This is a genomic window from Pseudorhodoplanes sp. (genome assembly GCF_035565855.1).
GTDB lineage: Bacteria > Pseudomonadota > Alphaproteobacteria > Rhizobiales > Xanthobacteraceae > Pseudorhodoplanes.
In genome coordinates this window covers 1-12,206 of record NZ_DATMRX010000100.1, presented here as the reverse complement: position 1 = coordinate 12,206, position 12,206 = coordinate 1, and the positions used below count along the sequence as shown (strand labels likewise).

Sequence of the window (12,206 nt, the reverse complement as noted above, 5' to 3'; positions counted from 1 at the left end):
GCGCATAGCCGAAATCGACGCCGACGACCGGGATTCCCGCAGCACGCGCGACATGAATGTCGGTCTCGGAATCGCCGACCATGATCGCATGCGCGGCATCGCCGCCGGCGCGGGCGATCGTCAGCCGGAGCGCATCCGGATCCGGCTTTTTCACCGCGAACGTGTCCTGCCCGCAAATCGCAGCGAAGCGCGCAGTCAGTCCGAGTTTGTCGAGCAGGCGCACCGCAAGGGATTCGTATTTGTTGGTGCAGACCGCCAGCGTGAAGCCATGAGCGCTGAGACGATCGAGCGCGCCCGCCAGCCCCGGATAGGGCCGGGAGTGATCGGCGATGTGGTCCTGATAGCGTCTGATGTATCGCGCGAACAGCGCGTCCATCGCAGCCTCTCCGGGACATTGCCCGGATTCGGCGAGTGCTCGCTCAAGCAGCGCGCGAATGCCGCCACCGATCATTGACCGTGCGGTCTCGAACGGCACGACGGGAAAATTTTCGCTCTCAAGAACTGCATTGAGGGTGTGAATAAGGTCGGGTGCGGTGTCGACCAGAGTGCCGTCGAGGTCGAACACAACAATGGCGCGCGGGGGGGCGGTCAGCATCCGTCCGGGCTACGGTGTCGCTGCCGTGAAATCAAGGTTTCGGGACAGACCGGCCAGGGGGCTAGGTTCCGGGACGGAACGGGGGTAGACAGTCGGCCGGTTCGACTACACGGACATATCCCGCCCGCATGACCTCCGACGCCCTGAAAAGACAGGCGGCCGCCCGCGCCCTCGATTATGTCCGTCCCGGAATGCGGCTTGGCCTCGGCACCGGTTCGACAGCGCGTCATTTCGTCGAGCTTCTCGGCGAGCGGGTCCGGGCGGGCCTCGATGTGATCGGCGTTCCGACCTCGGAGGCGACCGAGGCCGATGCGCGGCGCGTCGGAGTGCCGCTGACGACGCTTGAAGAGACGCCACGGCTCGATCTGACCGTGGACGGCGCCGACGAGGTCGGCCCGGACCTCGCCTTGATCAAGGGCGGCGGCGGCGCTCTCCTGCGCGAAAAGATCGTGGCCTCCGCATCAGCGCACATGGTCGTGATCGCCGACGAATCGAAACTCGTGCGCACGCTCGGCGCCTTTCCCCTGCCGATCGAAATCGTCCCCTTCGGCATGGGCGCAACCGCGCTCGCGATCGGTGAGGCGCTGGAAAGGCTCGGCCTGCCTGCCAAGTTGAACACGCGGATGCGATCCGACGGCCACGCTTTTGTCACCGATGGCGGTCATCGCATCGTCGATGCACATGTTGGCCTCATTCCGGACCCTCACGCGCTCGCCCAAGCGCTCGTCGCCATTCCGGGGGTCGTCGAACACGGACTGTTTCTCCGCCTGGCCGGGACCGCCATCATTGCCGGCCCGTCCGGAATCCGCGTGATCGAACGGCACAGCGGATCGTGATATCTCAAAGACTGACAGGAGTTTTTTCCATGAGCGTTCAAGCGCTGGTACGTTGGGTCGCGGCTGGTCTTGCTGCACTGGTCGTTTCGGCAATGCCGATGGCAGCTTCCGCGCAACAGCCCAGCAAGAGCTCCATGGCGCTCGCCAACGAAATCCTCGACATCAAGGGTTCGCTGCAGATTTTCGAAACCGTGATTCCGGGCGTGGTCGAAAAGTCGAAGGCGACGCTGCTGCAGATGAATCCGAACCTGTTCAAGGACGTGGATGCCATCGGCAACGATCTGCGCAAGGAGTTTGCGCCGCGGCTCGCCGTGTTGCGCGAGGAGATCGCCAAGATCTACGCGACGCGTTTCACGGAGCAGGAGATGAAGGACACCATTGCCTTCTACAAGTCTCCGCTCGGCAAGAAAATCCTGACCGAGGAGCCCAATTTCGTCGATCGCTCGATGGCGGCCGCGCAGGACTGGGCGGTCAAACTCAATGACGAAGTCCTGCAGCGTTTTCGCGCCGAACTCAGAAAGCGCGGTCATCCGTTCTGATGTGACGCGGCACGGGCCCAGATGAACGACTTCGACGTCGATCTTTTCGTTATCGGTGCCGGCTCCGGCGGCGTGCGGGCTGCGCGCATTGCCGCCAATCATGGCGCCCGTGTCACGGTTGCCGAAGAATATCGGGTGGGCGGCACCTGCGTGATCCGCGGCTGCGTGCCGAAGAAGCTCCTCGTCTATGCCGCGCGCTTTGCCGACGATTTCGAGGACGCGGCGGGCTATGGCTGGACCGTGCCGAAACCGGTGTTCGACTGGCCGACGCTGATCGCCAACAAGGATCGCGAAATCGCACGCCTCGAGAGTGCGTATGTCGCCAATCTCGAGCGCTCCAAGGTCAAGATCGTCCGGAGCAGGGCGGTCCTTGAAGACGCCCATCGGGTGAGGCTGGTCGCGACCGGCGAGATCATTCGTGCGCGGACCATCCTGATTGCGACCGGCGGCTGGCCGCATCCCGGAGCCGATATCGCTGGCCTCGAGCATGTCATCTCGTCGAACGAGGCACTCGATCTGGAAGCCCTGCCGCGCCGCATCCTGATCCAGGGCGGCGGCTATATCGCGGTCGAGTTTGCGGGAATCTTCCGCGGTCTCGGCTCCGAGGTGACGCTGGTCTATCGCGGCGACAATATCCTGCGCGGCTTCGACGATGACGTGCGCGAACATCTGCGCACGGAGATGGAGAAGCGCGGCATCAGGATTCTGACGCGGCGGCTGGTGGAGGCCGTCGAGAAGGTCGATCACGGGCTGTGCGTGTCGCTGTCGGACCACGAAACGGTGATGGTCGACAAGGTGATGTTCGCGACCGGCCGCCGTCCGAACGTCGCGGGTCTCGGACTCGAACAGGCCGGCGTTGAGCTCAACGACAAGGGCGCGATCAAGGTCGACCGGTTTTCGCGCACATCGGTACCGAACATCTACGCGGTCGGCGACGTCACCGACCGCGTCAATCTCACCCCGGTCGCGATCCGCGAGGGTCACGCCTTCGCCGATACCGTGTTCGGCGGCCGCGAGACCGTGGTGGATCACTCGGACATTCCGACGGCGGTCTTTTCCGAACCGGAAGTCGGCGTGATCGGTCTCACCGAGACCGAGGCGCGCGAACGCTATCGCCATGTCGACATTTACAAGTCGAGCTTCCGTGCGATGAAGATGACGCTCGCCGGCCGCGACACGCGCTGCTTCTTCAAGCTCGTCGTCGACGGCGAAAGCGACCGGGTGCTCGGCTGCCACATCGTCGGCCCGGATGCGGGCGAGATGATCCAGCTGGTCGGGATCGCCATCAAGATGAACGCCACCAAGGCCGATTTCGACCGGGTCATGGCCGTTCATCCGACCGCCGCCGAGGAACTGGTCACGATGCGGACCAAGGCCGCGAGCTATGTCCGCGAGGCCGCGGAATAGGGCGGGCCCCCGGCCTGTCCATTTGGGGCGACCGGGCCTCTTGTCCGACTCCGTCTTGTGGTAGGGAACTTTGACCCTTGATCGGGGTCGGTGTGTCGCGGAGAACCATGCGGCAGCGAATTCAGAGCCGACTGCTCGGCTGGCATGCGGTGGTGATCGCGGTCTGCTCGGTCACGGCCCTTGCCGCCTATGCGCAGGGCGGCACGCCGCCGGGCGATCTCGACAAGCTCACGCAGCGCGAGATTGTCGTCGGCACCAAGGAAGCCGCTCCCTTCTCCATGAAGTCGCCGTCCGGCGAATGGAGCGGGATCAGCGTCGATCTCTGGCGTCGCATCGCGGACAAGCAGAATCTCAAATACCGCTTCCAGGAAGAGGACAGCGTTCCCGCGCTGATCGATGCGGTCGCGAAGGGCAAGGTCGACATAGCGGTGGCGGCGCTGACCGTGACCGCGGGACGCGAGGAGGTCCTCGATTTCACCTCCGCATTCTACGGGACCGGGCTCGGCATCGTGGTGCCCGCGAGCGGCCTTGTTGCAAGCTGGGCGCCGGTGATGCGGGCACTGACCTCGTTCAGCTTTCTGCAGGCGGTGGTGGCGCTGATCGGGCTCGCACTGCTGGTGGGGCTCGTCGTCTGGCTCCTGGAGCGCCGCCACAACGAGGAATTCGGCGGGAGTGTCACGAAGGGTCTGAGCTCCAGTGTGTGGTGGACGACGGTCGCCATGACCCAGCGCGGCATTGGCCACCAGGGACCGCGGACGGTGCCCGGCCGCTTCGTCGCCATGCTCTGGATGGTGGGTTCAATCATCGCCATTGCGGTGTTCACCGCAGGCATCACGTCGGCGCTGACCGTGCGTCAGCTGCAAGGCACCGTCGCCGGTGTCACGGACCTGTCGAAGGTGAAGGTCGGGGCCGTCAGCGGTTCGTCGACGGAGGACACGCTCACGAGGCTGCGCATCCGCTTCGACAGCTATCCGACCGCGAAGGACGGGCTTCAGGCGGTCCGCGATGGCAAGCTGGACGCCTTCGTCTATGACCGGCCGCTGCTCGCCTGGCTCATCAACGAGGATTTCGGGTCGCGGGTCCAGCTGCTCGACGTGACCTTCGACCAGCAGCATTATGCCTTTGCGCTTCCGCCCGGCAGCCCGCTCCGCAAGCCGATCAGCGTCAGTCTTCTGAACGAGGTGCGCAGCACCTGGTGGGGCGATACGCTGTTCCGCTATCTCGGCAACAAGAGCCAGTAATCGGGTGTGGCCTTGCCCCGAGGCGGTTGAACCGGTCTGCCAGGCTGCGCGACTGATCCCGGCAGCTATGTCCGCGATCACGCGATCGGGTCGTCTGCCGTGATGGCGAAGGCGGGAAAGTCCCGCTATAAGGCGCCCGAGAGACCATGAGGCGGCCGGAAGCCGCGGGAGTTGGAGTTATGGCCGAGCGTTGGACGCCCGACAGCTGGCGCAAGAAGCCGATCGTGCAGGTGCCGGATTATCCGGACAAGGCGGCCCTCACGGCCGTGGAGAAGCAGCTCGCAAGCTTTCCGCCGCTGGTTTTTGCAGGTGAGGCCCGCAACCTGAAGAAGGCGCTGGCGCGCGTATGCACCGGCGATGCTTTCCTGCTGCAGGGCGGCGATTGCGCCGAAAGCTTCGCCGAGCATGGCCCCAACAACATCCGCGATTTCTTCCGCGTCTTCCTCCAGATGGCGGTGGTGCTGACCTTTGCCGGCGGCTCGCCCGTGGTGAAGGTCGGACGCATCGCCGGTCAGTTCGCCAAGCCGCGCTCCTCGCCGACCGAGAAGCGGGGCGACGTCGAGCTGCCGAGCTATCGCGGCGACATCATCAACGGCAACGACTTCACGCCGGAAGCGCGCATTCCCGATCCGCGCCGGCAGATCGAGGCCTATCGCCAATCGGCGGCGACCCTCAACCTTTTGCGCGCCTTCGCCCATGGCGGCTACGCCAATCTCGCGACCGTGCATCAATGGATGCTCGGCTTCGTCAAGGATTCGCCGCAGGCCCGCCGCTACGCCGAACTGGCGGATCGGATTTCCGAGGCGCTCGGCTTCATGCGCGCCTGCGGTCTCGATCTCTCGAGCCATCCCGAATTGCGGACGACCGACATCTATACGAGCCACGAGGCCTTGCTGCTCGGCTTCGAGGAGGCGATGACGCGCGTCGATTCAACGAGCGGCGACTGGTACTGCACGTCCGGTCACATGGTCTGGATCGGCGATCGCACCCGCCAGCCCGATCACGCGCATGTCGAATTCTGCCGCGGCATCAAGAACCCGATCGGCCTGAAATGCGGACCCTCGCTCAAGCCCGATGAGCTGATCCGCCTGATCGACATCCTCAATCCCGACAACGAGCCGGGGCGTCTGACGCTGATCGGCCGTTTCGGCGCCGAGAAGGTCGGCGAGCATCTGCCGGCGCTGATCCGTGCGGTGCAACGCGAAGGCAAGGCGGTGGTCTGGTCCTGCGATCCGATGCACGGCAACACCATCAGTTCGGTGTCGGGCTACAAGACGCGGCCGTTCGACCGGATCCTCAACGAGGTGAAGGAGTTCTTCGCCGTCCATGCGGCCGAAGGGACTTATGCCGGCGGCGTGCATCTGGAGATGACCGGCCAGAACGTGACCGAGTGCACCGGCGGCGCCCGCGCGATTACCGATGCGGACCTGAACGATCGTTACCACACCTTCTGCGATCCGCGCCTCAACGCCGAACAGTCGATCGACATGGCGTTCCTGGTTGCGGAATTGCTGAAGAAGGAGCGCGACGCGCAGGCCAGGCCGATGCCCGCAGTCGCCGGGCTGTAACGGCGAAAATCGGGTTTGCGTCTCAGAGACAAGCGGACCACGCGCATGTCCCGCGTGGCCGCGTTGCCTTTCGCCGCATGCTGAAGAAAGGATTGACGCGGAAACCCCTTGATTTGCAGCGGTTTTCGACGGCGTCCCGCAGCGGTTGCGCGCAAAATTTTCCCGCTGTTAACGCTGCACATGAGCGCTGCGCCTTGCTGGCGGGGCGGAAAGGAATTGCAGACAATTTGAATCGATATTGGCTGCAGATGCACGGGCAACGTGCACGGTCCTGCAGGGGGCGTCATCGTGGCTCAGAGAAATTCTCGAGCCATGCGGGTTCTGCGATCGCGATCATGCTGGCCATGATCGCGATCGCGAACGCCGGACCAGAGATCCGATCGACATCGTTGAGCCGCAAGCGCCGCCCGCCGCGCGCCGCCAAGGCGTATTCAATTCGCAGAAGCAGCCGCTCTCTCGCCGTCATCGCCCGCGCAAGCGGGCGATCCGGCGGACACGACCGTTTCGAGAGTTTCCTGGATGCCGCGCCTTCGCAGGGCATGACAAGAATTGAGCGATGCGATTCGGATTTTTGAGATTAAGGTCCGGCGAGGGGAGGGCGCGTGATGCAGCGGATCTGGCGGGCGACACTCAACACCATGAACGGTCTGCGGGCCGCAACGGCGAGCGAAGCCGCCTTCCAGCAGGAATTGTTTGCGCTCGTGCTCGCGGTGCCGCTTGCAGTCTTTGTCGCGAGCAGCCTCTGGATGGCGCTCGCTCTCATTGCCGCGGTGCTGGCGGTGATGATCGCCGAGTTGCTCAACACCGCCATCGAGAAACTCGCCGACCGGATCACGCTGGAGCACGACCCCGTCATCGGCCGCGTGAAGGACATGGGGTCGGCGGCCGTCGGATTGACGCTCCTGGTCGCGGGCGCGGTCTGGCTTCTGGCGATTTTCGAGCGGGTCGCGGAACTCCTCCGCTAGGCTCGCATTGCGGGTTGCGGCCGGACCGGGCTATGCACAGGACATGAACAATCGTCCCGTCGATACGCTGGCCATCGCCCTAGCCCAGATCAATCCCGTCGTCGGGGACGTGACCGGCAACGCGGCCAAGGTGCGCGCGGTGCGCGATCGGGCGAGGCACGCCGATCTGATCCTGTTCCCGGAATTGTTCATCGCCGGCTATCCGCCGGAGGATCTGGTGCTGAAACCGGCATTCCAGGCCGCCTGTCGCGCCGCGATCGAGGACCTCGCGCGCGAGACGGCCGACGGCGGCCCGGCGATGATCGTCGGCACGCCCTGGCTCGACGGCGGCAAGCTGTATAATGCCGTCGCCCTTCTGGATCGCGGACGGATCGCGGCGCTCCGCTACAAGGTCGATCTTCCGAATTACGGCGTGTTCGACGAGAAGCGCGTCTTCGCCATAGGTCCGCTGCCGGGTCCGGTGAATTTTCGCGGCGTGCGGCTCGGCGTGCCCATCTGTGAAGACATCTGGGGCCCGGAGCCGGCCGAGTGCATCGCCGAGACCGGCGGCGAAATCCTGCTTGTGCCGAATGGCTCGCCATACCGGCGCGGGGTGGTGGACCAGCGTCTCAGCGTCGCTGTCGCGCGCGTCAAGGAAACCGGGTTGCCGCTGATCTATCTCAATCAGATCGGCGGACAGGACGAACTGGTCTTCGAAGGCGCCTCGTTCGTTTTGAATGCGGATGCGTCGCTGGCGGTGCAGCTCCCGGCCTTTTCGGAAGCTTTGGTCACAACGCATTGGCGGCGCAGCGGGGACGGCTGGCATTGCGAGCCCGGCGAGATTGCACAGCTCCTGTCGCAGGAGAAGGCCGATTACACCGCCTGCATGCTGGGCTTGCGCGATTATGTCGGCAAGAACGGCTTTCCGGGCGTGGTGCTTGGACTTTCGGGCGGGATCGATTCCGCTCTGGTCGCTGCGTTGTCGGTCGACGCGATCGGGCCGGACCGCGTGCGCACCGTGATGCTGCCCTACAAATTCACTTCGCAGGATTCCCTGAAGGATGCGGCGGCCGCCGCGAAAGCGCTTGGTGTCCGATACGACATTTTGCCCATCGAGCCTGCGGTCACAGGTCTGGAGAAATCGCTCGAGCCGCTGTTCGCAGGCCTGCCGCGCGACGTAACCGAAGAAAATCTTCAGGCGCGTGCGCGCGGCACCATCATCATGGCGCTCTCGAACAAATACGGTCTGATGGTCGTGACCACCGGCAACAAGTCGGAGATGTCGGCCGGCTACGCAACGCTGTATGGCGACATGAATGGCGGCTTCAATCCGGTCAAGGATCTCTACAAGACCGAAGTCTATCGCCTGTCCCGGCTGCGCAATGTCTGGAAGCCAGAAGGCGCCCTTGGTCCGGACGGCGTCGTCATCCCCGAAAACATCATCACCCGTGCGCCGACCGCCGAACTGCGCGAAAACCAGAAGGATCAGGATTCGCTGCCGCCCTACGACATCCTCGATGACATTCTGGAGCGGCTGGTCGAGAAGGAGCAACCGATCGCCGAGATCGTTGCGGCTGGCTTCGATGCCGCGACCGTGACGCGGGTCGATCGCATGCTCAATCTTTCCGAATACAAGCGCCGCCAGGCCGCGCCCGGCGTCAAGGTGACGTTGCGCGGGTTTGGCCGCGATCGTCGCTATCCGATCACCAACAAGTTCCGCGATCCGGGTACGCCTCTGCCAAAGCCGGATACCGCACTTGTCAGCGGCACCCCGACGGCGTCCGAATCCATCGACTTCTGATCTTCAACGCCGGGCGCGTGGCGCAGGCGGTTTTGCGGGGAGCAGCACGCCCCCGCGACGACGTTTGCTAAACGCGCAGCCGTCAATCGGTCGGCAGGAATTTCGGTCCGACCGAGCGGATCGGTTTCTTCGGTGCGTTCGGGTCAACCGGCTCGGGCGGTGGAGCTGGAGCTGCCGCGGCGGTCGACGCCGGCGCGCCCTTTTTCTGCGAAGACTGACCGGGCGGCAGGATCGGGCGGCCCTTGGCATCGCGCGGCGCATTCATGATCTTCGCGCGCTCTTCGGTGACGACGATGTCGCCCTGACCGGGAGCCGTAGGCGCGTTCGGATCATCCTTGACCGCGTTGGCCCAGCTCTCGCCGGGCGCCTTGCAGGTGCAGGAGGCGTCCCAGGACGTCTTGTATTTGAAGGCGTTCGGAATCTGCGTGTAGAGCTGTCCGGTATTCGACACCGCCTGGTTCATGTCCTCGCCAGGATTGCGATGTGAGAACAGCATGACCTCGGCCGCGGGACACATGCGCTGACAGGTCATTTCGTCCTCGTGGAACCGGTCCTGCGAGGTCGAGAACGAGATCGGGAAGAAGTAGCCGTCACAGGTCCGCACGCAGACGGTGCGGTATCCGCTGCCCATCCCGGTATCCTGTTCGGGCGCGGAGGTCGAACCCGGTCCGCCGAACAATTGCTCGAAGAAATTGCCGGGCGCGGCGCGTGCGGCCTGCGCCGCCTGGGCGCGATATTGCGGTCCGCAATCGTTTTGCGCGAGCGCGTTCAGCACGGCTCGGCGCTGACCCTCGCGCTGCATGTTCGTGTTGGCGCCCTGGAGCTGCTGCAGGTCGCCTTGCGCGCGGGCAAGGTTCGCCCGCATCTGCTGAATCCGGGTGTTGAGGGGGCCGCATTGCTCGGCCCGCCCGAGGCCGCCGAAGAGCTGGAAAAATCCGCTCTGCTCACAGCCCTGCCGACGGGCCTGAGCCTCGGTCCGATCGAGTTCGGCCTGCTGGCGGCCAATCGTCTCCTCCATGCGCCGAATCTGATCCGCTCTGGCCGAATCGGCGCCGGATCCAAGCGCGGCAAGCTGGGCTTCCAGCCGCTGGCAGCTTTGGTCGCGGCCGCTGATCGTCGCGCCGGACGGCGGATAGGCGGGCGGCGGCAATGGTTGTTGGGCAGTTGCAGACGAAAGGCTGGCGGCAAGCGCCAAGGCTGCGAGACCGCAAGGACGGACTAGACGTGTCATGAATTCCCCACCGACCGCGAGACCCTTGCCCCGGAAATGCGGCGACGGGATGGTTATCAAACCCGAATTAGCGCCGTAAACCCGCAAAAAACTCTAGAGAAGCTGTCGCGGCTCGGGCTCTCCCTCGTCCTCAGGCAGGGCGACGTTGCGGGCGTCCATCGCCTCCTGCCGGAGGTTCCAGATGATGCCGGCGAGGATGATCCCCGCACCCACGAACACCAGCGCGTCCACGGATTCGCCGAAGAACAGGTAGCCCACCAGAGCGATCAGCGGAACCCGCAGGAAGTCGAGCGGGATCACCAGACTGGCATCGCCGTAGCGGAACGCACGCGCCATGCAGTAATGCGCAAAGAGGCCCGCCGTGCCGACGCCAATGATCGGCAGGATTTGCCAGGACTCCAGGCGCAGGACGAACAAGGGATCGCTCCCGGCCAAGGCCATCGGGAACTGGAGGAGATTCATCCAGAACACGATGCCGAAGGTCGTTTCGGTCTTGGTCATCTGCTTGGTGGCGACGTTGAACACCGCATAGAAGAACGAGCAGAGCAGGACCAGGATCGAGGCCGGCTGAAACGCGATGAGTCCGGGCCGCAGGATGACGAGGCATCCGATGAAGCCGAGGATGATCACCACGATGCGGCCCGTTGTGAGCTTTTCGCCAAGCGCCACCACCGCAAGGATCAGCGCCCAGACCGGCAGCGTGAATTCGAGTGCGAAGACGGTCGCGAAGGGCAGGAGCGTCAGCGCGGTCGCCCAGCAATATTGCCCCGCGAAGTGCACTGCCGAGCGGAAGAAATGCATCGGGATGCGCCGCGTGCGAAGGGCCGGCCACAGCCCCGGACGCATCAGAAGGATCGAGGAGAGGATCAACAGCGCGCCGAAACCGCGAACCGCGAGAATCTCGAACACGGTCAGCTTCCCGGCCAGAAGGCGGATCGAAATCGCCATGACCGAGAAGGACATTAGCGTGCCGGTCATCCAGAGGATGACGCGAACAATGTTCTGTTGCGGCACGTGCGGGTTCGCCTGTTGTTGACCGGCGACGCCTATTCGGCGTCCGGCTGGTTTTCGGGCTTCGCCTTCTCGAAGGCCTCGAGTTTCGCACAGGCGGCGTCGACCGCCAGGATTTTCGGGAACCGGTCGAGCGGCGTCTTGAACCGGCGCGCATTGAAGATCTGCGGGATCAGGCAGACATCGGCCATGGTAACCCGCGATCCGAATGCATAGGGGCCGGGTTTCAACAGCGGCTCGATCGCCTCGAAGCCGGCGATCACCCAGGAGCGATACCAGTCGTCGACCGTCGCCTGGTCATGGCCGAGCTTTTTCAGGGCATTCAATGTCACGAGATTGTTCAAGGGGTGAATGTCACAGGCGATGATCTCGCAGACGGCGCGCACATGCGCGCGCTCCAGGGCGTCGACGGGCAACAGGGCCGGGTCCGGACACACCTCTTCCAGATATTCCATGATTGCGAGCGACTGGATGATGGTCTCGCCGTTCGACAGCGTCAGCGCGGGAACCCGCATCTGCGGATTGATGGCGCGGTATTCCGGCGTCAGGTGCTTGCCGCCATCGCGCGTGAGATGAATCGATACCGTCTCGTAGGGCTGATCTTTCAGATTCAACGCGATGCGCACCCGATAGGCTGCGGATGAGCGGAAATAGCCATACAGTTTCACGGTGTCCCCCGGCGGCAAACGGCAAGTGTTGCGCGAACAAACTTGAAGCCGCCCGGCTTGTCCAGTCCCGGCCCCGCGATGCCGCTATGCGCTACCTGTCGGGATCGGCGATGGCCTGTTCCGCCAGCGGCTTTGCTCGCTTGATCAGCTGCTGCAATGCGCGCGCGAATGCTTCGCGATCCGCCGGGTCGATCGCCTCGGTGAGGTGCCGGGCGAAATCGATCGCGCCGGGAGCGAGGTCGTTGTAGATCGCGCGCCCTTCGGGCGTCAGCGACAAGAAGGCCTCGCGCAGGTCGGACCGATTGACGCGGCGCACAACGAGGTTGCGTTTCTCAAGCAGCGCCACCGCACGCGACACCTTGGTC

Annotated in this window: 14 protein-coding genes; 9 read left to right on the top strand and 5 right to left on the bottom strand. The window is 64.3% G+C overall.

The features are described from left to right. A partial coding sequence (gene gph, locus VN004_RS05595; protein WP_325607836.1) for a phosphoglycolate phosphatase occupies positions 1 to 595 on the bottom strand: 595 nt, incomplete at its 3' end. Positions 596 to 723: 128 nt separating this feature from the next. Between gph and rpiA the strand changes: the two genes are divergently transcribed. From rpiA to VN004_RS05555, 8 genes are all read left to right on the top strand, one after another. Next, entirely contained in the window at positions 724 to 1,431 is a 708-nt protein-coding gene (gene rpiA, locus VN004_RS05590; protein WP_325607834.1) for a ribose-5-phosphate isomerase RpiA, read from the top strand. Between the two features lie 29 nt (positions 1,432 to 1,460). Further along, the gene (locus VN004_RS05585; protein ID WP_325607832.1) at positions 1,461 to 1,970 is read left to right on the top strand and encodes a DUF2059 domain-containing protein; all 510 of its coding nucleotides are present in this window, start codon (positions 1,461 to 1,463) and stop codon (positions 1,968 to 1,970) included. Positions 1,971 to 1,991: 21 nt separating this feature from the next. Next, entirely contained in the window at positions 1,992 to 3,377 is a 1,386-nt protein-coding gene (gene gor, locus VN004_RS05580) for a glutathione-disulfide reductase (protein ID WP_325607830.1), read from the top strand. Between the two features lie 107 nt (positions 3,378 to 3,484). Further along, positions 3,485 to 4,618 carry a transporter substrate-binding domain-containing protein gene (locus VN004_RS05575; RefSeq protein WP_325607828.1) on the top strand — a complete coding sequence of 378 codons (1,134 nt, stop codon included), beginning with the start codon at positions 3,485 to 3,487 and terminating at the stop codon, positions 4,616 to 4,618. Positions 4,619 to 4,797: 179 nt separating this feature from the next. Next, entirely contained in the window at positions 4,798 to 6,186 is a 1,389-nt protein-coding gene (locus tag VN004_RS05570) for a class II 3-deoxy-7-phosphoheptulonate synthase (protein ID WP_325607826.1), read from the top strand. Positions 6,187 to 6,521: 335 nt separating this feature from the next. Beyond that, entirely contained in the window at positions 6,522 to 6,761 is a 240-nt protein-coding gene (locus VN004_RS05565) for a hypothetical protein (RefSeq protein WP_325607824.1), read from the top strand. A 30-nt stretch (positions 6,762 to 6,791) separates the two neighbouring features. Beyond that, positions 6,792 to 7,151 carry a diacylglycerol kinase gene (locus VN004_RS05560; protein WP_325607822.1) on the top strand — a complete coding sequence of 120 codons (360 nt, stop codon included), beginning with the start codon at positions 6,792 to 6,794 and terminating at the stop codon, positions 7,149 to 7,151. A 43-nt stretch (positions 7,152 to 7,194) separates the two neighbouring features. Beyond that, entirely contained in the window at positions 7,195 to 8,931 is a 1,737-nt protein-coding gene (locus VN004_RS05555; protein WP_325607820.1) for an NAD+ synthase, read from the top strand. Between the two features lie 82 nt (positions 8,932 to 9,013). Here the strand turns inward: VN004_RS05555 and VN004_RS05550 are convergent, their stop codons facing one another. After that, entirely contained in the window at positions 9,014 to 9,706 is a 693-nt protein-coding gene (locus tag VN004_RS05550; RefSeq protein WP_325607818.1) for a DUF2865 domain-containing protein, read from the bottom strand. On the opposite strand from VN004_RS05550, the gene VN004_RS05545 reads away from it, so the two are divergent. Then, positions 9,686 to 10,153 carry a hypothetical protein gene (locus VN004_RS05545; protein WP_325607816.1) on the top strand — a complete coding sequence of 156 codons (468 nt, stop codon included), beginning with the start codon at positions 9,686 to 9,688 and terminating at the stop codon, positions 10,151 to 10,153. The genes VN004_RS05550 and VN004_RS05545 overlap by 21 nt on opposite strands. Before the next feature lie 102 nt (positions 10,154 to 10,255). On the opposite strand, the gene VN004_RS05540 is transcribed toward VN004_RS05545, so the two are convergent. From VN004_RS05540 to VN004_RS05530, 3 genes are all read right to left on the bottom strand, one after another. After that, the gene (locus tag VN004_RS05540) at positions 10,256 to 11,176 is read right to left on the bottom strand and encodes a DMT family transporter (protein ID WP_325607814.1); all 921 of its coding nucleotides are present in this window, start codon (positions 11,174 to 11,176) and stop codon (positions 10,256 to 10,258) included. A gap of 32 nt (positions 11,177 to 11,208) precedes the next feature. Further along, positions 11,209 to 11,841, bottom strand: a complete 633-nt coding sequence (gene maiA, locus VN004_RS05535; protein WP_325607812.1) for a maleylacetoacetate isomerase — start codon at positions 11,839 to 11,841, stop codon at positions 11,209 to 11,211. 91 nt (positions 11,842 to 11,932) lie between these two features. After that, positions 11,933 to 12,206 (bottom strand): MarR family winged helix-turn-helix transcriptional regulator (locus tag VN004_RS05530; protein ID WP_414710234.1); only part of this gene is annotated, 274 nt, incomplete at its 5' end.

What these genes read in the sequence shown, in the direction of transcription:
- VN004_RS05555 (WP_325607820.1), top strand. Translation starts at nt 7,195, where the DNA reads ATGAACAATCGTCCCGTCGATACGCTGGCCATCGCCCTAGCCCAGATC.
- VN004_RS05565 (WP_325607824.1), top strand. Translation starts at nt 6,522, where the DNA reads ATGCTGGCCATGATCGCGATCGCGAACGCCGGACCAGAGATCCGATCG.
- gor (WP_325607830.1), top strand. Translation starts at nt 1,992, where the DNA reads ATGAACGACTTCGACGTCGATCTTTTCGTTATCGGTGCCGGCTCCGGC.
- VN004_RS05575 (WP_325607828.1), top strand. Translation starts at nt 3,485, where the DNA reads ATGCGGCAGCGAATTCAGAGCCGACTGCTCGGCTGGCATGCGGTGGTG.
- rpiA (WP_325607834.1), top strand. Translation starts at nt 724, where the DNA reads ATGACCTCCGACGCCCTGAAAAGACAGGCGGCCGCCCGCGCCCTCGAT.
- VN004_RS05585 (WP_325607832.1), top strand. Translation starts at nt 1,461, where the DNA reads ATGAGCGTTCAAGCGCTGGTACGTTGGGTCGCGGCTGGTCTTGCTGCA.
- VN004_RS05570 (WP_325607826.1), top strand. Translation starts at nt 4,798, where the DNA reads ATGGCCGAGCGTTGGACGCCCGACAGCTGGCGCAAGAAGCCGATCGTG.
- VN004_RS05560 (WP_325607822.1), top strand. Translation starts at nt 6,792, where the DNA reads ATGCAGCGGATCTGGCGGGCGACACTCAACACCATGAACGGTCTGCGG.